This is a genomic window from Oleiphilus sp. HI0128 (genome assembly GCF_001635365.1).
Map to the genome: position 1 here is coordinate 1 of NZ_LWGG01000887.1, position 25,761 is coordinate 25,761.

At 44.8% G+C, this 25,761-nt stretch carries 27 protein-coding genes; 18 read left to right on the forward strand and 9 right to left on the reverse strand.

Annotated elements, in window-relative coordinates:
- Nucleotides 1-186 precede the first annotated feature (186 nt).
- Nucleotides 187-1,008 carry a RodZ family helix-turn-helix domain-containing protein gene (locus A3763_RS14145; protein ID WP_068507942.1) on the reverse strand — a complete coding sequence of 274 codons (822 nt, stop codon included), beginning with the start codon at nt 1,006-1,008 and terminating at the stop codon, nt 187-189.
- 52 nt (nt 1,009-1,060) lie between these two features.
- Nucleotides 1,061-3,172, reverse strand: coding sequence for a carboxy terminal-processing peptidase (locus A3763_RS14150; protein ID WP_068507940.1), 2,112 nt, complete (start codon nt 3,170-3,172; stop codon nt 1,061-1,063).
- A 298-nt stretch (nt 3,173-3,470) separates the two neighbouring features.
- Between A3763_RS14150 and A3763_RS14155 the strand changes: the two genes are divergently transcribed.
- From A3763_RS14155 to A3763_RS14175, 5 genes are all read left to right on the forward strand, one after another.
- The gene (locus A3763_RS14155) at nt 3,471-3,743 is read left to right on the forward strand and encodes a late competence development ComFB family protein (protein ID WP_068507938.1); all 273 of its coding nucleotides are present in this window, start codon (nt 3,471-3,473) and stop codon (nt 3,741-3,743) included.
- Between the two features lie 162 nt (nt 3,744-3,905).
- Nucleotides 3,906-4,226, forward strand: coding sequence for a DUF1820 family protein (locus A3763_RS14160; protein ID WP_068507936.1), 321 nt, complete (start codon nt 3,906-3,908; stop codon nt 4,224-4,226).
- Between the two features lie 52 nt (nt 4,227-4,278).
- Entirely contained in the window at nt 4,279-4,671 is a 393-nt protein-coding gene (locus tag A3763_RS14165; RefSeq protein WP_068507986.1) for an MAPEG family protein, read from the forward strand.
- A gap of 3 nt (nt 4,672-4,674) precedes the next feature.
- On the forward strand, nt 4,675-5,376 hold the full coding sequence (gene trmH / locus A3763_RS14170; RefSeq protein WP_068507934.1) for a tRNA (guanosine(18)-2'-O)-methyltransferase TrmH: 702 nt from the start codon (nt 4,675-4,677) through the stop codon (nt 5,374-5,376).
- A gap of 41 nt (nt 5,377-5,417) precedes the next feature.
- A complete protein-coding gene (locus A3763_RS14175; protein ID WP_068507932.1) occupies nt 5,418-6,764 on the forward strand; it encodes an MATE family efflux transporter in 1,347 nt (448 codons plus the stop codon).
- A 15-nt stretch (nt 6,765-6,779) separates the two neighbouring features.
- On the opposite strand, the gene A3763_RS14180 is transcribed toward A3763_RS14175, so the two are convergent.
- The 6 genes from A3763_RS14180 to cysD form a co-directional block, all read right to left on the reverse strand.
- Nucleotides 6,780-7,190, reverse strand: a complete 411-nt coding sequence (locus A3763_RS14180) for a hypothetical protein (RefSeq protein WP_068507930.1) — start codon at nt 7,188-7,190, stop codon at nt 6,780-6,782.
- On the reverse strand, nt 7,187-7,501 hold the full coding sequence (locus A3763_RS14185) for a Bor family protein (RefSeq protein WP_068507927.1): 315 nt from the start codon (nt 7,499-7,501) through the stop codon (nt 7,187-7,189). Before A3763_RS14185 ends, A3763_RS14180 begins: the two co-directional genes overlap by 4 nt.
- A 158-nt stretch (nt 7,502-7,659) precedes the next feature.
- Nucleotides 7,660-8,664 (reverse strand): rhodanese-related sulfurtransferase, encoded by a 1,005-nt coding sequence (locus A3763_RS14190; RefSeq protein ID WP_068507924.1) that lies wholly within the window; start codon nt 8,662-8,664, stop codon nt 7,660-7,662.
- Between the two features lie 59 nt (nt 8,665-8,723).
- Nucleotides 8,724-9,746, reverse strand: a complete 1,023-nt coding sequence (locus A3763_RS14195) for a nucleoid-associated protein (protein ID WP_068507922.1) — start codon at nt 9,744-9,746, stop codon at nt 8,724-8,726.
- Nucleotides 9,747-9,851: 105 nt separating this feature from the next.
- Nucleotides 9,852-11,489, reverse strand: a complete 1,638-nt coding sequence (gene cysN, locus A3763_RS14200; RefSeq protein WP_068507920.1) for a sulfate adenylyltransferase subunit CysN — start codon at nt 11,487-11,489, stop codon at nt 9,852-9,854.
- Between the two features lie 94 nt (nt 11,490-11,583).
- Nucleotides 11,584-12,492, reverse strand: a complete 909-nt coding sequence (cysD, locus tag A3763_RS14205; protein WP_068507917.1) for a sulfate adenylyltransferase subunit CysD — start codon at nt 12,490-12,492, stop codon at nt 11,584-11,586.
- 369 nt (nt 12,493-12,861) lie between these two features.
- Between cysD and A3763_RS14210 the strand changes: the two genes are divergently transcribed.
- The 8 genes from A3763_RS14210 to A3763_RS14245 all read left to right on the forward strand — a co-directional run bounded on the left by A3763_RS14210 (nt 12,862) and on the right by A3763_RS14245 (nt 20,743).
- A complete protein-coding gene (locus A3763_RS14210; protein ID WP_068507915.1) occupies nt 12,862-14,130 on the forward strand; it encodes a glutamate-5-semialdehyde dehydrogenase in 1,269 nt (422 codons plus the stop codon).
- Nucleotides 14,131-14,170: 40 nt separating this feature from the next.
- The gene (nadD, locus tag A3763_RS14215; RefSeq protein ID WP_197475473.1) at nt 14,171-14,800 is read left to right on the forward strand and encodes a nicotinate-nucleotide adenylyltransferase; all 630 of its coding nucleotides are present in this window, start codon (nt 14,171-14,173) and stop codon (nt 14,798-14,800) included.
- A gap of 65 nt (nt 14,801-14,865) precedes the next feature.
- Nucleotides 14,866-15,219, forward strand: a complete 354-nt coding sequence (gene rsfS / locus A3763_RS14220) for a ribosome silencing factor (RefSeq protein ID WP_068507913.1) — start codon at nt 14,866-14,868, stop codon at nt 15,217-15,219.
- An 83-nt stretch (nt 15,220-15,302) separates the two neighbouring features.
- Nucleotides 15,303-15,773 carry a 23S rRNA (pseudouridine(1915)-N(3))-methyltransferase RlmH gene (rlmH, locus tag A3763_RS14225; protein WP_068507911.1) on the forward strand — a complete coding sequence of 157 codons (471 nt, stop codon included), beginning with the start codon at nt 15,303-15,305 and terminating at the stop codon, nt 15,771-15,773.
- Between the two features lie 49 nt (nt 15,774-15,822).
- The gene (mrdA, locus tag A3763_RS14230) at nt 15,823-17,715 is read left to right on the forward strand and encodes a penicillin-binding protein 2 (RefSeq protein WP_068553355.1); all 1,893 of its coding nucleotides are present in this window, start codon (nt 15,823-15,825) and stop codon (nt 17,713-17,715) included.
- Nucleotides 17,716-17,743: 28 nt separating this feature from the next.
- Nucleotides 17,744-18,889, forward strand: a complete 1,146-nt coding sequence (gene rodA / locus A3763_RS14235; protein WP_197469920.1) for a rod shape-determining protein RodA — start codon at nt 17,744-17,746, stop codon at nt 18,887-18,889.
- Nucleotides 18,890-18,936: 47 nt separating this feature from the next.
- Nucleotides 18,937-19,914, forward strand: a complete 978-nt coding sequence (gene mltB, locus A3763_RS14240; protein WP_231872203.1) for a lytic murein transglycosylase B — start codon at nt 18,937-18,939, stop codon at nt 19,912-19,914.
- A 79-nt stretch (nt 19,915-19,993) separates the two neighbouring features.
- Nucleotides 19,994-20,743, forward strand: a complete 750-nt coding sequence (locus tag A3763_RS14245; RefSeq protein ID WP_082865052.1) for a septal ring lytic transglycosylase RlpA family protein — start codon at nt 19,994-19,996, stop codon at nt 20,741-20,743.
- Here A3763_RS14245 and A3763_RS14250 read toward each other — a convergent pair.
- Entirely contained in the window at nt 20,712-20,894 is a 183-nt protein-coding gene (locus A3763_RS14250; RefSeq protein WP_068507906.1) for a hypothetical protein, read from the reverse strand. The genes A3763_RS14245 and A3763_RS14250 overlap by 32 nt on opposite strands.
- 172 nt (nt 20,895-21,066) lie before the next feature.
- Here A3763_RS14250 and A3763_RS14255 point away from each other — a divergent pair, with 172 nt between their 5' ends.
- The 5 genes from A3763_RS14255 to A3763_RS14275 form a co-directional block, all read left to right on the forward strand.
- Nucleotides 21,067-22,239, forward strand: a complete 1,173-nt coding sequence (locus A3763_RS14255) for a D-alanyl-D-alanine carboxypeptidase family protein (protein ID WP_068507904.1) — start codon at nt 21,067-21,069, stop codon at nt 22,237-22,239.
- Between the two features lie 31 nt (nt 22,240-22,270).
- A complete protein-coding gene (locus A3763_RS14260; protein ID WP_082865051.1) occupies nt 22,271-22,594 on the forward strand; it encodes a YbeD family protein in 324 nt (107 codons plus the stop codon).
- 89 nt (nt 22,595-22,683) lie between these two features.
- Complete coding sequence (lipB, locus tag A3763_RS14265) at nt 22,684-23,307, forward strand: lipoyl(octanoyl) transferase LipB (protein ID WP_231872205.1); 624 nt, start codon at nt 22,684-22,686, stop codon at nt 23,305-23,307.
- A 32-nt stretch (nt 23,308-23,339) separates the two neighbouring features.
- A complete protein-coding gene (gene lipA, locus A3763_RS14270) occupies nt 23,340-24,350 on the forward strand; it encodes a lipoyl synthase (protein ID WP_068507899.1) in 1,011 nt (336 codons plus the stop codon).
- A gap of 3 nt (nt 24,351-24,353) precedes the next feature.
- A partial coding sequence (locus A3763_RS14275) for an AarF/ABC1/UbiB kinase family protein (RefSeq protein ID WP_068760166.1) occupies nt 24,354-25,761 on the forward strand: 1,408 nt, incomplete at its 3' end.

Here is a 25,761-nt window from a genome sequence, read left to right on the forward strand (position 1 = left end):
ATGCCGCCAATCATAGGAACCGTCATTTTGTAGAGCTGCTGGCTGATATTGCCTTCGGTAAGGTTGCGTTTTCTCAAAATATTAACGAATAGTTATACTTCAGTGTCGTAGGCTAGAGGATGAATAGAATCTTTAGGGGACTATATCACGAACTTCGATGAAAAGAGTGCTTAAAGGGAGGGGAGATCAGGGCGCGTCTTTTTGCTGTTCATTGGGTTTGCCCTCAGCTGGCGTTTCATCGGAGTTTTGTTTTGCATCACTATCATCGCTTGGTGCTTGCGTTTTGTGCTTATGTACCTGGCTCATTTTGGATCTGAGCACTTCCATCTGTTCCTCTTGAGTCTCAATCATTTCTTGTAAAGCATCTTCCTGCTCAGCGATAAAGTGAAGAGACATATTGAATGCTTGTTTAGTAAACTCAAGAACGCGTTCGTAGCCTTCATCCGATAGCTGTCTCGCTTGGTCTTGAGAACGGTAAATATTGATGAACTGTCGCTCTCTTTCATAATGAAGAGGAAGGCGTCCGGCACCCCAGTCATTCAAGATTTTCCATGTGTCTGGTGCGTAGGTTCTACTGTATTTGAGAATGAAAGGAATAGGGTCGTTTCTGGCAAGAAGGGCGGCCAGGCGGAGTATTAGTTCGAAAGAGAGAGTGGCTGTGCCATTCTCTACAGCTTCGATAACGGACTTATCTTTCAGGTTTACAGCTTCGCTAAGCTCACTAACTGTCAGGCCGGCAACCTCGCGAAGGTCTTTAAGGGACTGACCGGCAGATACCATAAGTTTTAATTGGTCCTGCGACTGAATGATGGCCTTGCCGACTTTATAGGACGTGCCGCCAGTTTTCTTAGCGAACTTGAAGGCGCTCGTGGTTGCACCTGAAACACGCCCTAAAAAGTTACTGATAGACTCTTCAGACACCCAAGGTTCAGTTTTTTCACTCTTGGAGCGAGAGTTTGCAGACTTTTTTTCATCTGACTTGGGCTTTTCAGAGTTTTTCTCGCTCATATGTCGTGCCACGCTATATCAGTGTCGAGTGTTACCGAATCAAGCTCTATTGCTAAAGAGCATTGGCTAAGGCATTCGCGCTAACTTGCTGTAAAGAAATAAAGTCTAATAAGACTTCAGCACTTTCCTCAACGATAAAGTCTGGTTCTTGTGCTTTGTCTGTTTCAATAGGCTTTTCATCTTCGCTGTCACGCCAGGCCTGAAGAGATTCAAATTCTGGCTTTTGTTCAAGTCGGCGGCGCTTGTTAAGTAAGTCCAAGCGTGCCTTGTCGAAGGCTTCGTCTTCGGTTTTTCGTTTTTGTTCGTTAATCGTTACTTTTTCTATACCGCGCTGAGATTCTAGTAATTCTATTTCTTCTAACAAAAGTACGTATTCAGGATGTTGTGTAATACGTGTGATATGGCTCTCGGCTAGTTTTTGGCTAAGCGGGCTCAAGGCGCCCACCTTGCTAAATTTGGCTGAAGCAATGGAGTCCCACTCAAGTGCGTGATCCAGGGCATCTTCACCTACTTTCGAAGTATCAATGGTGTCAGGTAAAATAATATCCGGGACAACGCCTTTGTGCTGGGTGCTAGCGCCAGAGATTCTATAAAACTTGGCTTGTGTTATTTTTAACTGGCCATGGTTAAGTGGGCGAACTGCTTGTACAGTCCCTTTGCCGAATGTTGGTGTACCCATTACGATACCGCGACCATAATCCTGAATTGCGCCAGCAAAGATTTCAGAGGCAGAGGCGCTTAGTCTATCTACCAAGACAATGAGCGGACCGTCGTACATCAGTTTAGGATCGGGATCATCCAATACCTCAATGCGGTGATTGGCTCCTCTGATTTGCACGGTAGGGCCTTCATGTATAAATAGTCCGGTTAGTTGATTAGCCTCATCGAGAGAGCCGCCACCGTTCCCGCGTAAATCAATCACAAGTCCGTCTAAAGCTTGTTCTGCCTGCATTTCTTTTAGTAATTTGAGCGTGTCTCGTGTCGTGCTCTTATAGTTTGGGTCACCTTCTTGCATGGCTTTGAAGTCAGCGTAGAAAGTTGGGATATCAATAACGCCAATTCGATGATTTTTTCCGTCGCGCTCTATATCAAGTACTGAACTGGCAGCCGCTTGTTCCTCGAGCTTAACTTTGTCGCGAACGATTTTAATTTCTATTGTGTCAGTATCTAGTTTGGCAGTATGCGGTATGACTTTGAGTCTGACTTTAGAATGCTTGGGGCCTCTAATGAGCTCAACGACTTCATCAAGTCGCCAGCCAATTACCTCAACCATATCGCCTTTCTCTCCTTGGGCAACACCAACAATACGGTCAGCAGAGTGAAGTTTGCCTTGTTTCTGTGCTGGCCCGCCAGCAACTAGACGGACCACTTTAGTAAATTCATTATCTGCTTGTAGTACGGCGCCGATACCTTCTAAGGATAAGCTCATATTAATGTTGAAATTTTCTGAAGAGCGTGGTGAAAAATAGGTGGTATGAGGATCGTATAGGGTAGTGAAGGCATTCATGTAGGCAGAAAATGCATCTTCACTTCTTACTTGTAGAGTTCGCTTTAGCTGGTTTTGATAACGCTTTAGTAAGGACTCTTTAATTTCTTCGTTGGTTTTACCGTCTAGTTTTTGAGACAGGGCCGTATTTTTAGTTCGCTTGCGCCAGATATTATCCAGCTCTGTTTCACTTGTTGCCCAGTCTACTTCTGAACGGTCAGTTAAAATATATTCGTCTTTAGTAAAGTCTAAGGTGTTCAGCTTGGTATTGAGAAATTCAATTTGTTTATTGAGGCGAGTGATTACTCGCGTCTGGTAGCGGTTATAAATTCTGAATGCAGGGTCTAACTGACCAGTTTTTAAGGCACTATCTAAGCGAAAGCGGTAAATCTCGAACTCTGTAATATCTTCGCTAAGAAAATAAATTCGAGAGGGATCGAGTGAATCAAGGTAGTTTTCGTAAACCTTCTCAGAAAGTGTTTTATCGATGTGCTGCTTGCGGTAATGATTTAGCGATAATGAGCGAGCAACATACAGGCTTGCTTCTTGTTGGGCTCTTGTTGGAGCGAGTTCTTCAGTAAATTCTGCTTTGCTTTCTTTAGCGTAAACAGAAAGGGAAAGCGAGCTGATTAGAACGCTAAGTAGAAGGGTGTAAATATTTCGCTTCGTTATCATCATAAGAATAATTTTGCCAATAAATGAGCATATAAAATATACGGTTACTTCCGATTGTATGTGATCAGCGCAGGCCTAGCCAGCCAAGATGCGATTAATTATTGTTAATTGGGTTGTGATTGGGTAACTAAATGAAAACAGGCTTTCTACCGCTTTTTGATCGCCATTTTGAAACTGGCTCTGTTGTTAATTGTTTTAGATGCTAGACTCTATCTTTAGATGCTTTAATGGCTGGGACGATCTACATGAGTGTAAATCGATCTAAACATAAAAATTGTTGCTGATAGTACGAGGTATATTAATGTCACTTCTTGATAATATTCAGAATTACTACGAATCCTTGGTAATTGAAACACTGGCTAAAGAGGTAGAAGGGCAGGATTTTGATGAGGATGTTCTCACCGATGTGCTTTGTATAGCCTTAAACCATTTGCCACCACGATACATTCGCCATGAAGTGGATATGTTTTTCTACACCTCACCCACTGAAAGTCATGAGGTTGAAGACAAGGCACGCAAAGCGGTAATCGACGCTTTGGAATATGTGAAGAAAAGTGATCGATACGAAAAGTAGCCGTTTAGAATAAACGTTACAATCTCATCGTGATGAAGCCAGCTTTCTATATTAGTTAGCTGGTTTTTTAATTTATGGCTTGAGACAAGTTCTTGGTTTGTCACTTTACTGCTCTCTGTTATGATAGCGCGTCCTTAAAACGCTTCGGTACTACTTGTCCTTATGAGCCTTAAAAAAACCTACAAAGTTATTTTTTATAATAATGAAGATATCTACGAGATTTACGCTTCTCATGTATATCCCTCGGAACTATACGGCTTCATTGAGGTGGAGCAGCTTCTTTTTGGTGAAAAGAGTCAATTGCTTGTAGATCCTAGTGAGGAGCGTTTGAAGAACGAGTTTACTGGTGTTAAACGAACTTATATTCCAATGAATGCGATCGTCAGAATTGATGAGGTTGAGCAAGAAGGCACGCCCAAGATCTCTGGAAGCCGCAGTTCTGTTGCCAGTTTTCCTTCGGGTGGGCGACCAGACAAGTCGTAGATCCTTCTGCCCGCGTTACTTATTATCAGAATAAAAAGCCAGGAGAATGACCATGTTATTTATTAGTCCATTATATGCTTCATTGTTAGTGATCCTTATCGTGTTTCTAGCTTATCGGGTGACAACCTTTCGTAGAGATGAGGGAATATCCATTGGTGATGATACTGGCTCAAAAGCAATGAAGAGCGCTGTGCGAGCGCATGCTAATGCAGTAGAGAATATACCTGTAGGGATTGCTTTACTGCTAATGCTCGAGTTAAACCACTTAACACCCTGGCTTATACATGTGTTCGGACTGACGCTACTATTGTCTCGTATTGCACATGCTTATGGCTTATCGAAGAAGAATGGTCCGACTAAAGGTCGTTTTTACGGTACTTTGTTTACATGGTTGTGCTTGCTGGCAATGGCCGTTGTTAATATTCTAATTTTAGTCACTCGATAAGACATGACACCAGAACGTTACCAAAAACTAAAGCGCACGTTAGACCTCAGACAGCCAGATTTAACGCTACTGACAGAACAGATTCATAAGCCGAGAAACATTGCTGCACTGGTTCGAACCAGCGATGCGGTCGGTATCCAAGAACTAAATATGGTATGGCCCTGGGATAAGCATCGCCCTTATAGTGGTACGGCAATGGGCAGTGATCGTTGGGTGGATATTGTTCGACATGAGTCAATGCCAGAGGCGATTGATACCCTGCATGAAAAGGACTATAAGGTTTATGCTGCGCATCTGTCTGATAGCGCAATTGATTATAGGGATGTTGACTATACTAAGCCTTGCGCGATTCTATTAGGTAATGAAAAGAAGGGCGTCAGTGATATCGCAGCGGCCAAGGTGGATCAGCATATTGTGATTCCGATGCTTGGTATGGTGGAGTCATTTAACGTATCGGTTGCCGCAGCCATTATTCTCGCTGAAGCGCAAAGGCAGCGGTCCTTGGCTGGGTCTTATGATCAGGTTCGTTTAGATGGTAAAACCTATCAGGAAACTTTCTTTCGCTGGGCGCACCCTAAAGTCGCTAGCTATTGCCACCAGAACAAACTTCCATATCCCGAAGTTAGTGAAGAGGACGGTGAGATAATAAACCCCTCACAATGGTATGCGAGTATCAGAGCTAAGCGTGATTCTGCTTCAGAATAAACTTTGAGCGATAAAAGCTCACTAGAACAAGACTCTCTCCTATGTTGAAAGCTATCTTTAGCCTTGCTGGCCCATTGGTAATAGGGCAAATCTCATTTGCTTTAATGGGTTTGATCGATACGCTATTGATGGGGCGTTTAGGGGTTGATGTGCTTGCTGGTGGTGGTTTGGGCGCAGTTGTATATCAATTCTTTTACATCGTTGGTATTGGTGCTTTAGTCGCTACGGCTAATATGGTTGCTTTTGCTAAGGGCAGTGGTAATCAAAGTGAAATCCACCGTGCAGTCTTGTCTGGTAGCTTATTGGTGGTGATTCTTTTTGTCGTCTTTGCTTTTGGCTTGGTTAATATCTCGCCTGTCTTACTTTTCTTTGGCCAGCTGTCTGAGCTGGTTTTTTTTGCTCAATCATATTTAGATCTTGTTTTATGGGCATTGTTGCCAGCATTTGGTTTTATCTTGATGCGCAGTTTGGTTGTTGGCTTAGGTAATTCAAGGCTTATTCTTCCTATTAGCCTAATAGCAGCCGTTTCAAATTACCCGGTTAGTCTGGTGTTGATGGAAGGCTATTTGGGTTTTCCAAAAATGGGCCTGGAAGGCATAGCCTTAGGAACCTGTATTATTTCCTGGGCGATGTTTCTGGGATTGGTGTTTTTGAGTTATCGACGCGATGAATTTAAGGGATTTCCTTTTTGGAAGGGCTGGCAAAACTTTTCTCTTTCGCAATTTCTTGAAACGCTAAGGCTTGGATTACCTATCGCTTTGGCCCATGCAATGGAGGTGGGAATGTTTTCGGCTGCAGCAATCATGATTGGGTGGTTGGGGGCGACAGCTCTGGCTGCTCATCATGTTGCGCTTCAGGCAGCTACCTTAAGTTTTATGGTGCCACTGGGGATCTCCCAAGCGGTTTCAGTTAAGGTGGGGGAGTTATACGGGCAGAATGCTGTTGGGCAGGTTCCACAAGCTGTGGGTTCAGGTTTTGTACTGGCACTTGTAAGCGCTTGTTTTGCTGCAATAATATTTATCTTTGCACCTGAAACTTTGGTGCAGCTGTTTGTACAAAAGGAACAGCTTCTAGCGGAGAATTACCAGGAATTTGTTCAGTTAGTGGCTTCAATTCTTCTAGTTGCTGCAATCTTTCAGGTGGTTGACGCTTGGCAGGTGATTAGTATGGGCGCCCTTAGGGGCTTTAAGCTTGGAGCTTCGCCGACATTGGCAGCGATTATTAGCTATTGGTGTGTCGGTATGCCTATTTCTTACTTCTTGCTGGAGCCCTATGGTGCGGTAGGCGTGTGGGGAGGTATGGGAGTAGGGCTGGCAGTCAGTGCGCTCGTGCTTTCAGCTTTGCTGTTTCGCGAGGTGCGACGACATAAGTCTATGCAGTCGCACTAGTTTCTGTTTCGCTGACTATTGAGGCGTTCGGCAGGAGTATTCAATGCTCCAATGAGACCAGAGGTCAATTCCCATAGCCGAGGCGTTGTAGAATAATGCGTTATCCAGCAAGCCGACCACCACATCTACTGGTGTAACCTCAGTAGTAACCTGGTTCCAGTCAAGGCCGACACAAACCTGACTTGTTTCAAGGGCATTGCTTAATTCAGCGAACTGATAAATGCTGTGGTGATACCACCTGCGGTAGCGCTTGCCTGAGCTGGCATCCAAATCGTCTTCGGATACATCTGATGAGAAGTCAAATAGAGACGGTACGGGGTCAGGCACGACTTCGCCATTTTCAAAATGGATCACTGCGCAGCCTTGGCTCATCGCTATTGTCGTCGCTAGCAGGGTGGCACTTAGTAATTTATTTAGCTGTTTCATGAATCGTCATTCTCCAGTTCACACCAGACTTTCGCAGTTCTGGGGAGGTATAAGCCTAGAGATAAGGTGGCAAATAGCACATCTGTTGCCGAGTATTTGCTTTGCATTTGTTTTACGGGTTGTTGGCGACAAATTTTGGTGACGTCAATGTGATGCTCGCCGATAAAGCCCCATAAAAAGAAATGTTTGGATTCTTCATAATGAGGGCGGTATCTGAAGTCAGAGGGGCCGCTTTCGGTAATGGTGACCGCAGCGCAGCCTCCCAAGCTAATTGCAAGAAATAAGACAAAGAGGGTAGAAATTTTGCTCATTGCGCATCCATGTATCAAACAGTCTATTATTCTGGGGAATTATAGCGAGTTTTGCGAGACTTCAGGCGAACCAGTATGCAAAAAAATGAAGTACCTGCGATAAAAGTTATACGAGGCCTGCTAAGAGGCGCCCGTATAAGCTAATGAGGCCAACTGTATTACTTGCTTAACTTCTCTTGCTGCGCTTTGATTGCTGCTTGCTTTTCAAGTTTACGTCGAGCAATCGTCTCGCTGACATCGCCACCAATGTGTTTCTCATGGCGCAGCTTAGCGAGTTCTATTTGCTTCTGTCGTTCAGCGAAGCGGGCTTTTTGTGCTTCGGTGTGCATGTCGTGACACCTTGGGCAGCTAACGCCCTCAACATAAAGCTCGCTAGATTTATCTTCTTCTGTAATTGGAAGACGACATGCATTACATTGATCGTAACGACCTTTCTCCAGTTGGTGATTGACTGCTACGCGTTCATCAAAGACAAAGCATTCGCCTTCCCACATGGTCTCTTCAGCTGGAACTTCTTCTAAGTATTTAAGGATGCCGCCTTCAAGGTGATAAACGTCTTCAAAACCTTGTTCTTTCAGGTAAGCTGTCGATTTTTCACAACGAATACCGCCCGTACAAAACATCGCGACTTTTTTGTGCTTTGCCTTATCCAGGTTTTCTGCAACGTACTGAGGGAACTCTCTAAAGCTTTCGGTTCGAGGGTTCAAGGCATGTTGGAAGGTGCCAATTTCGACCTCATAATCATTTCGCGTATCGACTAGTAGAACTTCAGGGTCAGAGATGAGTGCGTTCCAGTCCTTTGGCTTTACATAGGTGCCAACTACTTCCTTAGGGTTTATGCCTTCAACGCCCATGGTGACGATTTCTTTTTTCAGTTTTACCTTGGTTCGGGCAAACGGAGCTTCTTGGGTGAAAGACTCCTTATAGCTAAGATCGCTCAAACGTGGGTCTGACTTTAACCACTCAAGAAGTTTGTCTATGCCCGCTCTAGAGCCAGCAACGGTGCCGTTGATGCCTTCTTCTGCAAGTAGTAGGGTGCCTCGTACGTCGATGCTCTTCATCAATTCAAGAAGAGGGGTTTGAATCTCTTTGTAATTTTCGAGTGTGACAAATTTATATAATGCGCAAACAACGTAAGTTTGCTCGTTTGGTGTGGTAGACATGTTATTTCCTATCAGCATGACCGGAACGTAAATCCGGCGCCTTGGTTTAGTGTTAAGAACTAGTTTTCTTGCTTGTCCTTAATGTGTTCAAGAATCTGTTTTTTCAGGCTCTTGGGGATTTCTGTAATAGTGAGCGTATTTGACTGCTCATCAAACAAGATTGTTTGCTGCATAAGGTCTGATGAAAAGGACAGGCTTAAACCATTGCCCTTGCCAGAGATTCTGACCAAATGCTTTAGCTTACGAGTGTCTGGGCGCAGGGTTTGGCTGGTGTCTAGTTGCGCTTCTTGTTCTGCGAATTGAGCAAAGCGGGTGGGTTCATTTTCATCAAGGAAGCCCGATAGCTCATTAATCGGCACTGCTTCACCTAGCTGCTGCTGTTCAACGCAAAAGTCATAGGCTTTTTGATGAAGCTGAGCAGCTTGCTTGGGTTCGGTTTCTTTGGTGTAGCCTGCTAATACTTCCATTAGCGTTTCAGTTTCTTTTGCGCTGTCGATAGAGCTCTTGAAACCGATTGACTGAGTGAATGCTTCACCTATTTTGGCTTTTGAGCGTGCGCGGACCAAGCAAAGGTATGGGTCAGTACTTTCGCTTTCTGAAAGCCAGTCATCAAGGTCGATGCGCAGGGCAAGATCCATTTTATTTGTGTTGAGGTAGTCCACGGTATCGAGATTAAGCCCAGAGTCTAGGAGTAGGCCGGAATTTGTTTCCAGCGCAAAGATATAGACTCGAGGGCCATCTGCACGTTCCTCATGAACCGTAAGGATAGTGGCTTCAAAGCTCTCGCTGGTTTTATCCACTAGGTCTTTGAGTTGATTCATGTAGAGAAGGCTTAGCTTCTCGAAGCTGATTTTTCCATCCAGTTGCTCTTTCAACCAGTTTTGATAGGGGGCACTACTATAGTCTTCATCAAATTGACCGTGGAATTTACCTGCTTTGAATTGAAAGACTTTTTTAAGTTGACTGAAGAGTCCTTCATGATCTGCAGTGACGTCAGGTGCCTGCTCACAGAGTTGAATTTCTGAAGGTTGATCTTCTTGCCAGCGAGTAATCTTATGAAAAACTAGCGAAGTAATAGCCATGGATTGAGTTCTCTCTGTGTCCAATGAAATAAGGGGCTACGAAGTAAATCGTAGCCCCTGTCTTTGGGTTAGGCTTACTGAGATGAGTATCTCAGTGAATCAAATTTAGCTAAGCCCTTTTACCTGTTCAGGAATATCTACGTCAGATGTTGCTGATAGTACGGTATCTGCAATATCTGAACTGCCTTCCAATGAGGTAATTGCAATTAAGCCTGCTTCTTTAGCTGCCTTAGCAATCAAGAGTTTATCTGCATCGTTGTCGGCCATGTGAGAGGTGATCAACAGGCAAGTTCGACCCTGATTGAACAGCTTACGCTCAGCGGCTTGAGCGAGTACATCACCCGCTTCACCTGAGCAAGCAATAATCGAGGCTACCTGGTGATCTAAACGCGCTGCACGCTCTGCTTCGCTAACAGGTTCCCACTGTGCGCTAGTATCTTCAGCGGCTTCAACGATCATGCCTGCGCCAACCGTTACGTTGGTTAGACGGTCGATAATAATGAAGGCGCCCGTTGCTTTGTTTTCACCATATGGGTCAAACGCAAGTGTCTGGTTTGCATGGATCGTACACAATGCAATACTGTTAAGCTCTAGTTCGCTGGCATCCTTTTTCTCAAGCGTATTAACGTCAATTAAATGCTCAATTGACTGAATTGACGCTGAAGCCTGCTTGGAACCAAGTTTAATATCAATAAGCTTGCCTGGCTGAATTTTGTCTTCAGACATCCAAACGATATGTGCTTTTACCGCAGAACTTACCGTTGGGTGATTGTCAGACTGAACAATCATATCGCCACGACTGATATCGATTTCATCATTCAAGGTAAGCGTAACCGCTTGACCTGCGAAACCTTCATCCAGTGAACCTTCAAAGGTCACGACTTCTTTTACGGTACTGCTTTTACCCGAAGGAAGTGCAGTAATTTTATCGCCAGGCTTAACGATACCCGAAGCAATCGTTCCACAGAAACCACGGAAGTTAAGGTTAGGGCGGTTAACGTATTGTACTGGTAGGCGGAAGTCTTCCAGATTCTTGTCTTTAGCTATTTCGACTGACTCAAGCATCTCCATTAGAGGCTTGCCTTTGTACCAAGGTGTCTTGTCGCTATTGCTGATTGTGTTAACACCTTTCAGTGCAGAAAGTGGTGCAAACTGGATATCGCCCAAATCTAACTGGTCAGAGAATGAAAGGTAATCGCTCTTGATTTCATTAAAGCGCTCTTCGCTGTAGTCAACCAGATCCATCTTATTGATGGCAACGATGACGTGCTTAATACCCAGTAAAGAAGCAATAAATGAGTGACGTTTGGTTTGCGTTAATACACCGTGACGTGCATCGATCAGGATGATTGCCAGGTCAGCAGTTGACGCACCAGTTGCCATGTTACGAGTATATTGCTCGTGTCCGGGAGTGTCGGCGATGATGAACTTGCGTTTAGCAGTTGAGAAATAACGATAAGCAACATCAATGGTGATGCCTTGCTCGCGCTCAGCCTGTAGGCCGTCAACTAATAGTGCAAGGTCGATTTCACCTTCGTTGGTGCCGGACTTAACGCTGTCTTTCTTAATTGCTTCAAGTTGATCTTCATAAATCATTTGAGAGTCATGAAGTAGTCGGCCAATAAGTGTGCTCTTGCCGTCGTCAACGCTACCACAAGTAAGAAGACGTAGTAGTTCTTTTTGTTCGTGTTGCTTCAGATATTCGTTAATATCTTCACTGATAAGATCTGACTGGTGTGACATGTAAACTATCTCTTTATTTGCTGCCTCGCGCTGGGTCTTAGCGTGAGGCAATAATCTTGGTTGCTATGTATCAGCTTTGTACGTATATGCTGGCCTAGAAATAACCTTCGCGCTTCTTCTGCTCCATTGAGCCTGCCTGGTCGTGATCAATGACGCGGCCTTGTCTTTCAGAGGAGGTGGTTAGTAGCATTTCCTGAATTATTTCGGGCAAGGTTGTCGCTTCAGACTCAACTGCACCCGTTAGCGGGTAGCAACCAAGCGTACGGAAGCGTACCGACTTCATCTCTACCTTTTCACCTTCTTCAATCGGCATACGTTCATCATCAACCATGATCATGACGCCGTCACGTTCAACAACAGGTCGCTTCGCTGAGAAATAAAGTGGAACGATATCGATGTTTTCCAGGTGGATGTACTGCCAGATATCAAGTTCTGTCCAGTTAGATAAAGGGAATACACGAATGCTTTCACCTTTATTAATCTTACCGTTATAAGTATTCCATAATTCAGGGCGCTGATTCTTTGGGTCCCAGCGGTGGTTTTCATCACGGAAAGAGTAAACACGTTCTTTAGCGCGAGACTTTTCTTCGTCACGTCGTGCGCCACCGAAGGCTGCGTCAAACTGATATTTGTCCAGTGCTTGTTTAAGACCTTGGGTTTTCATTACGTCGGTGTGCTTGGCACTACCGTGAGTAAAAGGTCCGATGCCTTGATCAACGCCTTCCTGGTTGATATGCACGATCAGATCGAAGCCATACTTTTTAACGGTCTCGTCACGAAACTTGATCATTTCCTGGAATTTCCAGGTAGTGTCAACATGCATTAGAGGGAAAGGTGGCTTACCTGGTGCAAAAGCTTTGCGAGCCAAGTGCAGCATAACAGCGGAATCTTTACCGACAGAATAGAGCATTACCGGATTATCAAATTCAGCGGCTACTTCTCGAATGATGTGGATGCTTTCAGCTTCCAATTGCTTTAAATGAGTCAAATTGTATTGCGACATATATGTAACTCTTACCAGAGGTCAATAAACGAAAAAATCGTGTTTAAGTGGATAGCTGCTATTTCTATAGGCTGCTACCTAACAAAAGGGTGCGGAATTATAACAGGCTTGTCGCTAAATAATAAGGGATGTGGTGCTTTAGTGAGTGGTGGTGGAGTGCGCTTATATTCTCACTTATGCTAAAAGATCAGATGTTTAGAATATAATGTTCTATTTAAGATGTCTCGATATCAGTAAGAAATACGGATGTCTTGTGTTTAGTTTATCGCTGTTTGGCGGCTCTTTTTGGGGTGCTACATTGCTAGTACTAGGAGCGGCAGTAGGAACACGCTATAATCGCGTTTTTGATAATTAAGCCAAGAGAAGAAGATGGACGTTAAAGCCTATATGGTCAAAGTGGGTGAGGCAGCTCGTCAAGCTGCTAGCCAGATGACTTCAGTCAGTACCGGATTAAAAAACAAAGCTCTATTAGCAACCGCTGATGCTTTGAATGCCAAGCGTGATATGTTGATTCAAGAGAATAAAAAGGATCTTGAGGCTGGGCGTGAAAATGGTTTGGATGATGCGATGCTTGATCGTTTGGAGCTTACGCCAGCGCGTATAGATGGCATGATTGAAGGCTTGCAGCAAGTAGCAGGGCTTGATGATCCTGTTGGAATTATTAACGATCTCAAGTATATGCCTTCCGGTATTCAGGTTGGCAAGATGCGTGTGCCGCTTGGTGTGATTGGGATTATCTATGAGTCTAGACCAAATGTAACGGTTGAAGCGGCGAGCCTGTGTATTAAATCGGGTAATGCAACGATTCTTCGTGGCGGTTCAGAAGCTATTCATTCAAACAAGGCCATCGCGAGCTGTATCGCAATAGGTTTGTCTGAAGCTGGCTTGCCTGAAACGGCTGTTCAGGTGATTGAAACGACAGATCGCGCGGCAGTGGGTGAAATGATCACCATGCCAGAATATGTCGATGTGATCGTGCCTCGTGGCGGAAAAGGTCTGATCGAGAGAATCAGTCGAGACGCTAAGGTGACAGTAATTAAGCACTTGGACGGTATATGTCACGTGTTTATCGACCGTGATGCGGATATTGAAAAGGCGAAGGCAATTTCATTGAATGCAAAAACGCATCGTTATGGCACTTGCAATACGATGGAAACGCTTTTGGTTGATGCGCCTGTCGCTGAAGAGGTTCTGCCCCAGTTAGCAGTTTTATATGCAGAAAAAGAGGTTGAGCTACGTGGCTGTGAGCAAACTTGCACAATCTTGAATAATGCGGGTTTTGCTGCGAAGGATGCGACGCTGGAAGATTGGCAGACAGAATATCTTGCGCCGGTATTATCTATTAAGGTGGTAGAGGGTATGCAGGAAGCCATTGCGCACATCAATGAGTTCGGTTCGCACCATACTGACTCAATTGTTACCGAGAACTATACAAAAGGTCGTCAATTCCTAGCGAGTGTCGATTCCAGCTCGGTAATGATCAATGCCTCAACGCGATTTGCTGATGGCTTTGAATATGGTTTGGGTGCAGAAATCGGCATTTCAACCGATAAGATTCACGCGCGTGGGCCGGTTGGTCTGCATGGCTTAACTTCGGAAAAATTTGTGGTGCTGGGCGATGGGCATATCCGTCAGTGAGGCCTGCATTAATTAGATTCCTTATGAGAAGTCTAACTTCGTGAAAGTTGTTTTCGGTGGTACTTTCGACCCGGTTCATGTTGGTCATTTGCGCATGGCCACCGAGCTTGTCTCGGAACTGGGTGTCAACAGTGTCGACTTGATGCCTTGTTACCAGGCTGTGCATAAGGATAGTGTGTCGGCAAGTGCTGACTCTCGCCTTGAAATGTTGAAGCTGGCGACAGCTCATGACTCGTGTTTGAATGTTGATGAGCGAGAGATTCGGCGGGGTTGTCCAAGTTATACCATTGAATCAGTTCGCGAGATGCGTCAAGAGCTTGGTGATCAGGCCTTGAGTATCGTCATGGGGACTGATGCTGCGCGAGGTTTAAGAACCTGGCGTCAGGCAGAGCAGCTATCAAAGCAGACGCATATTGTTGTTGTAAAGCGCCCGGGTGAACTTGAAGGCGATATAAAGCAATGTCTGGAGCAACTTGGCTTTGAATGGGTTATGTCTGCCAATTACTTGCATGAGCAGCCGGGCGGCTTAGCTTTGATGCTTGATTTGACGCAGTTAGATATCTCTAGCACTGCCATTCGTGAAGCGGTCAGGAAAAATAAAAGCATTCGTTACCTTGTGATAGGTGCGGTTGAAGACTATATCTGTGATAATGCGCTTTATCGAGAGTGAGTTGCTGTTTTGAAACGCTGTTTCAGAGCAGGCAAAATTAACCAAATGGGGAACACAAAGAACGTATGCAAACTGAAGAATTGAAAACTGTAGTGGTCGAGGCTTTAGAGGATCTTAAAGCTGATAATATCTGTGTGCTGGATGTTAAAGATAAAACTAGCGTCACAGACTATATGGTGATCGCTTCAGGGACTTCGAGCAGACACGTTAAGTCTCTTGCAGAAAATTTGGTTTCCGAAGTAAAAGATAAAGGCGGACGGCCTTTAGGTATTGAAGGTGCTGATGGCAGTGACTGGGTTTTGGTTGATCTGGGCGAGGTTGTCGTTCATGTGATGCTTCCCGCTTCACGCACATTTTATGACCTGGAAGGCTTTTGGCGTGATGGCCCGGATGCCAGTGCCTCAATGACTGAGCATTAACTATAGCCTTTTCTTTAGTTTTTCCTTTGGCTTATGTAATAAGCATAATTCAATCTCTGCACTGTTTGTGAATTGCGATAGCGATGAAAATAAAAATACTTGCTGTTGGTACTAAAATGCCGAAGTGGGTGACGGAAGGCGCAAACGAATATGTTAAGCGCCTTCCTAAAGACCTTCCTTTAGAGTTTATCGAGATTCCCTTGGGGAATCGTAGTAAGAATGCCGATATCAAGCGCGCTATTCAAAAAGAGAGTGCGGCTATACTCGCTCAAATTAATAGTCAGGATCATGTTGTTGCGCTTGAGGTTAAAGGTGTTAACTGGAGTACGGAGAAGTTAGCCTCTAACCTTGAAAACTGGCAAATGAGTGGCAAAAATCTAGTTATTCTTATTGGTGGGCCGGACGGCTTAAGCAATGAATGTCGAGCTCGTGCTGATCAGCAGTGGTCTCTCTCTGCATTAACATTACCTCATCCCATTGTTCGTGTTGTGCTTGCTGAGCAGCTATATAGGGCTTGGACGGTTACGCAGAATCACCCTTATCACCGTTCATGATTAAAAAGAGTGTTTGCAGTGTATTCGATCTATTTCAGGGGAGTTGGGTTTGAAGTCTGATCGTCGCCTTAAGGACTCGAATCGAGAGAAGCGAATTTATGCTTTTCGCACGATTGTGGCGTCAATCTTTGTCTTGAGTTTGACGGGCGGATTGATCTTCCGCATGTACTACCTGCAGATTACTAATCATACGCATTTTCAAACTTTATCCGATAAGAATCGCATGCAGTTGCAATCGATTGCACCAAACCGTGGTTTGATTTATGACCGAAACGGTATTTTGCTAGCTGACAATCGGCCAATTTTCAGTGTCGCGATTACACCAGAAGACAGCGCCTCCATTGATGAAAGTATTGCTTCGATTGCCCAAGTCATATCAATTTCTGATGATCATGTGAGGCGCTTTAAAAAACGTTTAAAACGGGCCAGAAGACCATTTCACCCTGTTATTCTAAAAAGTAAGTTGACCGAGAAAGAAATTGCGATGCTCGAGGTGCGCAGGCATGAACTGAAGGGAGTGAAGGTACTTGCCGAGCTCGCTAGACACTACCCGATGGCGAAAGATACTGCGCATTCGATCGGTTATGTCGGAAGAATAAATGAAAAAGAGCTAAAAAAGGTCGATGAGCAAAACTACTCGGCGACTAACTATATCGGCAAGCTTGGAGTTGAAAAATTTTATGAGTCAGAATTGCATGGTCAGGTTGGCTTTCAAACCGTAGAAACAAACGCCAGTAACAGGGTTTTGCGGGTGTTGGATAGAAGTGATCCGGTGCCAGGTAGAAATCTTACTCTACATATGGATGCACAGCTGCAAAACCGGGCAGTGGAGCTACTTGGCTCAAATAGGGGAGCCGTGGTCGCAATAGAGCCTGAAACCGGCGGCATACTGGCAATGGTTAGTACGCCGAGCTTTGATCCAAATGCTTTTGTTACGGGGATTGATTACAAGTCTTATGGCGAGCTAAGAGATTCTTTGGATCTTCCTTTATTTAACAGGGCATTAAAAGGGCAGTATCCACCTGGCTCTACGATTAAGCCTATGGTCGGTTTAGGCGGTCTTGATACCAATACGACCACGCGAGAGTTTAGCATTTGGGATGAGGGACGTTATCAATTACAAAATGATGAGCGGATATATCGCGACTGGAAGCGGGAAGGGCATGGGCGTATAAATTTAAGATCTGCTATTGCTCAGTCATGCGATACCTATTTTTACGATCTCGCGTTTAAAATGGGTGTTGATCAGATGTCTAAGTATTTAGGCTATTTCGGTTTTGGGAGTAATACTGCTTTGGATATTTCTGAAGCAAGATCCGGGATTTTACCAACTCGTGAGTGGAAGAAGGCCCTAAAAGGTCGCTCTTGGTATCCAGGTGACTCACTGAACCTAGGGATTGGTCAAGGTTTTATGCTTGCAACGCCATTGCAGTTGGCAACGGCTACAGCATTTTTGGCAAACCGGGGACGCTGGGTTGCACCAACTCTATTGAGGTCGATTTCCCTAAGAAAGGGAGAAAGCGAATATTCTGCTCGCCGTCGTGAGGTTGAAATGCCTGACCTTGATCTTAGCAGGCCGGAAGACCTTGATTATATTATTGAGTCGATGGCTGATGTGATGCATGGCCGTCATGGGACGGCTCGCGGTAGTGGTCGCAATGCTAGTTATAAAATGGCGGGAAAAACCGGAACAGCTCAGGTAGTAGGTATTGCTCAGGGCGAAAAATATGATGCTGAAGCCTTGATCGAGAGACATCGAGATCACGCTTTATTTGTTGGTTTTGCGCCGTTGGATGAGCCCCAAATTGCCGTGGCGGTGATTGTTGAAAATGGGGGAGGAGGAAGTAGTGCTGCTGCGCCAGTTGCTAGGGCCATGTTTGATGAGTGGTTGATTTCTCTCGGGCATATAGCTTCCTCTAATCCAGATACTCCAAAGGAATAGTCGTTTTGATATTTGAGTCGCGAATCAAATGAGTAGAGAGTTTCTAAGGCAGATGCCCGGGGCAGAAAGTCACTTGCGCAATAGTGGTGGTCTTCTGTTTCGCTTGCACCTAGACCCGATCATGTTGGGCTTGCTTCTATTGTTGTGTGCCGTTGGTCTGGCTATTTTATATAGCGCAGGTGGTCAAGATATGGTGTATGTCGAAAAACAGGCGACACGCTTCGGTATTGCATTTGTTGTGATGTTTGTTTTTGCTCAGCTAGATCCCAATGTCTACCGGCGTTGGTCTCCATGGCTATATGTTATTGGTGTCGCAGCGTTGATAGGGGTTATTTTCTTTGGAACGGGTGCTAAAGGTGCACAGCGATGGTTACAGCTACCAGGTTTACCGCGTTTTCAGCCCTCTGAGTTTATGAAGTTGGTGGTGCCGATGATGGTTGCATGGTTTTTGGCTGCGCGTTATTTACCTCCAAGCTTTAAGGCTGTCATGGGATCATTGGTGCTCGTTTTTATTCCGGTATTGCTCATTGTTAAGCAGCCGGATTTGGGGACTTCAATCTTAATTGCCGCCTCGGGTGTTTTTGTATTAATGTTTGCGGGTTTGAGCTGGAGGCTAGTCGGGGGCTTTGCTGTTTTACTCGCATCTTTTGCGCCGCTTATGTGGATGTTTGTGATGCGAGATTACCAAAAACAACGTGTCCTAACTTTTCTCGACCCAGAAAGTGATCCGCTAGGCTCAGGTTGGAATATTATTCAATCGAAAACGGCGATTGGCTCTGGCGGCACCTGGGGGAAGGGGTGGCTTGAAGGTACTCAGTCTCAACTGAATTTTTTACCTGAAAGTCATACCGATTTTATTATTGCAGTCTGTGCAGAAGAGTTTGGTTTTGTTGGCGTCTTGGGGTTGTTGCTTCTATATTTACTGATTATATTCAGGGGGCTGTTCATAGCGCTTAAGGCTCAGGATTCATATGGTCGTCTATTGGCGGGCAGTCTGGTCATGACATTTTTTGTATATGTTTTTGTAAATATCGGTATGGTAAGTGGTATCTTACCTGTTGTGGGTGTGCCACTTCCGTTGGTAAGTTATGGCGGCACCTCTGCGGTAACTCTAATGGCGGCATTTGGTGTACTGATGTCAATTCATACTCATAGAAAGATGCTGTCGCGCTAAGCGAATTGCGAACAATAAAAGGATTATGTATGCGTTCAGGAAATAAATTGTTTTTTGTAATCTCAGCTTGCCTGATGCTGTTGTCGGTTTCTTCGGCAAATGCGAACTATATTGAGCACGAAAAAGCTAAAAGCTTTATTGATATGATGGTTAGTAAGCACGGCTTTGAAAGTGCAAAGTTAGCTGAAATATTTTCTCAGGCAGAAAAGAAAGATAGTATTCTGAAAGCAATTGCTCGACCTGCAGAGAAGCGCCTCGAATGGAAGGGTTATCGAAAGATATTTCTTACCGATGATCGAATTAAGAAAGGTTTAGCCTTCATTGAAGAAAACCGAGAGAGCCTAAACCGGGCTCAGGAAAAGTACGGTGTTCCGGTTCATGTTATTGCTGCCATAATAGGTGTTGAAACTCGCTACGGCCGTAACAAGGGGAGTTATCGTGTGGTGGATGCACTTTCAACTTTAGCTTTTGACTATCCGCCTCGTTCAAAGTTTTTCACAAAAGAGTTAGAGCAAGTATTTCTTCTGTCTAAAGAGCAGGGCTTTGCAGCCTTAGACTTGAAAGGCTCATATGCGGGTGCGATGGGTTACGGCCAGTTTATCCCAAGTAGCTATCGTCACTACGCAGTTGATTTCGATGGCGATAAGGTTGCGGACATTCTTAATAACGCTACCGATGCGGTGGGAAGTGTTGCTAACTATTTTAAGATGCATAAATGGTCCGAGGGGCAGCCAGTCGCTTTTCAGCTAGAAAAGTCAGACTTAGGAGAGGGTTATCAAGAGCTTGTTCATAAGAAGCTCAAGCCGTCGCATATGGTAGCTGATTTTGAGGCACACGGTTTGCGTCTTCCTGCTGGTTTGGATAAGAATATGCCTGCGAAACTTCAGATACTTCAAGGGGCTACCGGTGAAGAGTATTGGTTAACCTTGAGGAATTTTTACGTGATTACTCGCTATAACCATAGTCATTTATATGCGATGGCAGTTTACCAGCTTTCCGAGGCTCTAAAGCTAGGAATGAACTAAGGTGTTGAGTAGTTTGCGTTGCATTCTCTTGTGTTGCCTGGCCCTGCTTTTGCTGGCTTGTAGTAGTTCTCGCTACAGCATGAAGCATGATGTCGGGCCTACTGGAGAGTTCGATGTATCCAAGGTGCCAGATGCAATCCCTAAATGGGAGCCAATCAGCCCAAAAGGCAATTACTCTCCTTATACTGTGCGAGGAAAGGAGTATCACCTGCTCGATTCGATTAAGGAGTATCGCGAGGAGGGGATTGGCTCTTGGTACGGCTTGAAGTTTCATGGTGAGCTGACTTCAAATGGTGAGATTTATAATATGTATGCCATGTCGGCAGCGCATAAGACCTTGCCTCTTCCTGCCTATTTGAAGGTGACAAATCTCGAAAATCAAAGGTCGGTTGTGGTTAGAGTTAATGACCGTGGGCCATTTCATGAAGGTAGAATATTAGATCTATCTTATGCCGCAGCCAAGAAGCTGGATTACCACAACAAAGGAACTGCCAGGCTTTTACTAGAATCAATCGTTGTACCAAAACCAACAGTGAGTGGTGAGGAGGCTTCGGGGGTAAAAGAAAGCAAAGACCGCTTAGCCTATTTTGTTCAAGTGGCGGCGCTATCTAATCAGGCTTCGGCTAATAACCTTCTCCAGCGTCTACAGAGAATGGGCTTGGCTCACTCTGCGTTTGTAGGGAAGGCTGAAGGGGCTAATATCTATCGTGTCAGAGTTGGACCAGTTGATGACATGAGCGCTGCAGAAAAGTTAAAGGCTCATTTATCCGACAGTGAGGTTGGTGCACCTGTTGTGATTAGTCGTCCTGTGTTGGCTCCGGGCTCTTAGGTATATGGGCTTCTTTCTCAGGCTTCATGTTTTCAGCTTGTGAAAAATCGAAGCCGCAATCTCCGTCTAGCTGTTCAGGGTCGTAGCGAATTCCACAGCCTGCTTTAACTGTTTGTGCGCTGTCAACAGAGCCGTTTTTGAGTTCCTTCATTTCGTTTATACCTCTTCTTGTTCGTTAGAAGTCTGTATTAGCTGAAGCGTTAATTTTAATACAGATTGGCTTATTGGTCTTCGCTTATGGATGAATCGATTGCTGAATTCGGTTAGACTTGCTTTCTTCAATATATGTCACTTCGTTCATATAAATCAAAATCGGGTTTTTAATGATGTTCAGATCACTAGGTAAGGTGTTACCACTTTATTCTTTGTTGTTACTTCTCGGATTCCATGTTGCCGACGCATTTGCTAAGCCAGCTCTTATTCCTTCTCCGCCACAGGTTTCAGCTAGCTCTTATATTTTAATGGATGCCACGAGTGGCGAAGTAATCGTAGAGCATGAAAGCTACGTTCAGTTGCCACCCGCCAGCTTGACTAAGATGATGACCGCATACATCGTCGAAAGCGAAGTAGCTCAAGGTAATATCAATTTATATGACGAGGTTCCAGTGAGCGTTAAGGCTTGGCGCACTGGCGGGTCAAAAATGTTCATCAAGGAAGGCTCAAAAGTTTTGCTTGAAGAGCTGCTCAAAGGCGTAATTATTCAGTCAGGCAATGACGCAAGTATTGCGCTATCTGAGTATGTTGCTGGTAGCGAAGATGCATTTGCCGATATCATGAATCAGCAAGCTCAACTACTGGGCATGACAAACTCCAACTTTATGAACGCTACAGGCTTGCCTGCTGAAGGGCATTATTCATCAGCCTCTGATTTGGCAAAGCTGGCTCTTGCGATCATTAATGACTTTCCTGATCAGTACCCTTTGTATTCTGAAAAATACTTCACCTATAACAATATAAGGCAGCCAAACCGCAATCGCTTGTTGTGGCGTGATAAGTCAGTCGATGGCTTAAAGACCGGACATACTGAAGAAGCAGGTTATTGCCTTGTCGCGTCAGCTAAGCGCAATGGTATGCGCTTGATTAGTGTTGTCATGGGTACGAATAGTGAAAATGCCAGAGCTAAAGAGACACAGAAGTTGTTAAACTATGGCTTTAGATATTATCAGACGCACGAACTGTACAAGGCTGGTGAAGTACTGACAGATAGCCAGGTTTGGAAGGGTGCTTTGGATTCTTTCCAGTTGGGCTTAGCCGAAGACGTAATAGTAACGATTCCTCGGGGTCAAAAAGATGACCTTAAAGCAGAGCTTAAAGTAGATAATGTAATTGAAGCGCCTGTTGCCGTGGGACAAGAATACGGCCGCTTACTTGTGTCTCTTGACGGTAAAGTAATTGTTGATGAAGCTTTAGTAGCTTTGGAGCCCGTGCCCGAGGGTGGCTTCTTTAAACGCCTGTTGGATATGATTAAGTTGTTTTTCATTGGTTTGTTTTCTTAATGAAAATTAGTTCTTGGTTGGAGGTAGTGTGATGATAAAGAAACCTGTGATACTGAGTAACTCTTCAGCTAAAGGTCTATCAGCTTCTTCATCTGAAGATGAAGTTAAAATAGAGTTTCCTTGTGATTATCCGATTAAAGCAATTGGTTCTAATAATATTGATTTGAAAGCTTTGGTGATTGAAACCGTTAAGGTTCATGCTCCAGACCTGGATGAGAATCGGGTTACCTTGAATGAAAGCAGCAAGGGAACCTTCGTCTCGGTGCGTTTTCATATATACGCGACTGGCGAAGCTCAGTTAAAAGCGATACATGAAGCCTTGATGGCGACTGGCCATATAAAAATGGTTATCTAGTCTGGCATGTTGATCTGAGGGCGATAGCGATGACAGAGAAAGCTCAAAACTCAAATGGCCCAGCGTTTGGCCAGCATTTACAAGTAAAAATGTTACACGGTCTCCAGCCTTATGAAAAAGTCTGGCGAGCAATGCAGGAATTTACCGACCAGCGCGACGAGCAGACCGAAGATGAAATATGGGTGCTGCAGCATGAGCCTGTTTTCACGCAAGGGCAGGCCGGAAAAGAAGAGCATATTCTAGCGCCAGGAGATATTCCTGTTGTACCTGTCGACCGGGGTGGTCAGGTTACCTATCATGGCCCGGGACAACTTGTAATTTATCTTATGCTCGATATAAACCGTATGGGAATTGGTGCTCGAGACCTTGTTTCTAGAATAGAGCAGGCTTTGGTCAATATGTTGGCCTTATACGGTATTCAGGCTGCACCTAAAAAAGATGCTCCCGGTGTTTATGTGGGAGAAGATAAAATTGCTTCACTGGGCTTGCGTATCAGGCATGGGCGTTCGTTTCATGGTTTGAGTCTCAATATCGATATGAACCTTGAGCCTTTTGGGCGTATTAACCCTTGTGGCTATCAAGATCTCAAAATGGTTCAGCTGTGTGATTTCCAAGAAGATGTTGCTGTTGAGAGAGCGGCAGGTTGCTTGGTTAATGAGCTGCGAAAGTCTTTTTCCTATGACGATATTGTTATGGAATATAAAGACAGTTAATTGCTCAAAATTAAATTTAGTAGAAGGTAGTTATGACAGATTCTCCCAAGGGTAGTGCCGACGCGAAGACAGGCAGTAGTGCTAAGACGATTAAGCGAGCTGTGCAGGGTGAAAAGCTTCGTGGCGCCGAGAAGGTCGCCAGAATACCCGTTAAAGTCATTCCTACTGAAAAAATGCCACGAAAGCCAGACTGGATTCGCGTTCGGGTTCCGGCAACCCCAAAGATTGATGAGATAAAGGGTAAGCTACGTAAGCATAAACTACATAGTGTTTGTGAAGAGGCTTCTTGCCCGAATTTGGGAGAGTGCTTCGGCGGCGGCACCGCTACCTTCATGATAATGGGGGATATATGTACTCGACGATGTCCGTTTTGCGATGTTGCTCACGGTCGTCCCAAGCCACTTGCTGAAAACGAACCTCGTGAGTTAGCGATTGCAATTGCAGATATGGCTTTGCGTTATGTTGTGATTACCTCCGTAGATCGTGACGATTTGCGTGATGGTGGTGCTCAGCACTTTGCTGATTGTGTAAACGAAATCAGAGAACGTAGCAGCGATATTGAAATTGAGATATTAGTGCCAGACTTTCGTGGCCGTATGGAAGTTGCGCTCGATATCCTAAAGCAAACACCGCCAGATGTGTTCAACCATAACCTTGAAACAGTTCCTTCTCTTTATAAAAAGGTTCGTCCTGGTTCTGATTATCAATGGTCTTTGGATTTGCTCAAGTCTTATAAGGCTTTGGCTCCCAATGTACTAACCAAGTCGGGTTTGATGTTAGGAATTGGTGAAACGATTGAGGAGGTCGAGCAAGTGATGCGTGACCTTCGTGCGCATGATGTTGATATGTTAACCCTGGGGCAGTATTTGCAGCCGAGTAAAGATCACCTGGCTTTAGAGCGTTTTGTCACGCCACAAGAGTTTGATGATTTAGCGGTGCTTGCCAAAGAGCTTGGATTCAAACATGTTGCTAGTGGCCCAATGGTCCGCTCTTCTTATCATGCAGATAAACAAGCGAAGGGCGAATCTCTGCCAAAAGTGTAGCTTATGTCAAAGTCCAAGAAAGACTCTAATACTCAAAGTAATAAAACAGTTTCAGCTATCAAAACGGGTAGCTTTGAGCGTCGTTTGAGTCTGACTAAAGCAGGCTTACTGGCCGGTACGCGGATGGCTGGTCATATGACTACCTCTTTATTTTCCGGCAAAGAGGCTAGAGCTGAAAAGCGCAAAAAGGCACTTTCGGATCAAGCTCACTTTCTTGTTCGTGAGTTAGGAATGCTGAAGGGGAGTGTGGTTAAAATCGGGCAGGTCATGGCGCTTTATGGCGAACACTTTCTGCCACCTGAAGTTACCGAAGCTCTCCATACTCTTGAAGAAAATACTACTGCGCTGGAATGGCCTGTCATTCGAGGTGTTTTGTTCGAGCACCTTGGCGCAGCGAATATGGATAAGCTTGAAGTTGAAGAAGAGCCAATAGGCACAGCTTCGCTAGGACAGGTTCATCGTGCAAAAATAATCGAAACAGGTGAAGTCATTTGCTTGAAGGTTCAGTACCCGGGAGTTGCTCAGGCAATTGATGCCGATCTGGATGCTGTCGCACAAATACTTCGCTTGGCGAGGGTGGTTACTGCAGGACCAGCGTTTAACGATTGGTTGGAAGAGGTTAGAGTGATGATGCATCGGGAGGTAGATTACCACCTAGAAGCTGAAACGACAGCCCGCTTCTCTCAAATGCTTCAAGATGATCCTCGATTCATTGTTCCAAAAGTGTATTTTCAGTTCTCCTGCGAAAATGTTATGGCTACAAGCTACGAAGAGGGTGAAAATGTTTCTAGCGAGCGTGTTGCTGAGTTGTCTCAGGCGCGTCGTAATAATCTGGCTAAATCATCTTTGGCGCTGTTTCTGCAAGAGTTGTTCGTCTGGCACGAGATTCAAACTGATCCAAATTTCGGTAATTATCGAATACGAATTGGTGAAGAGAGTGGCAAAGATAGAATAGTGTTACTGGATTTTGGCGCTGTGCAAAAGTATCCACAGCAATTTATTAACCCTGTATGTCAAATGATTTCAGCTGCTTATGAAGCTGACCTGGAAGGTGTTATTCGTGGTGGGATTGCGTTAAAGTTTATGCAAGCAGACTGGCCGCGAAAAATCCTGGAAGAGTTTGCCGGGGTTTGTATTGCAGTGCTGGAGCCTTTAGCGAAAGACCAGTCTGCTGCGGGTTCTGAATCTTTTAATGAGCAGGGAGAGTATCGTTGGCGCGATAGTGATTTGCCTTCACGTATTGCCAAGCGAGCTGCTGTTTCGGCAATTAGTCGTTACTTTAAAATTCCGCCAAAAGAATTTGTGTTCCTGAATCGAAAGCTGGTAGGCGTCTATACCTTTATTTCGGTACTTAATGGTCAGTTTAAGGGGCAGGACCTATTGGCACCTTATGTTGAAGCCTTTAACGTCC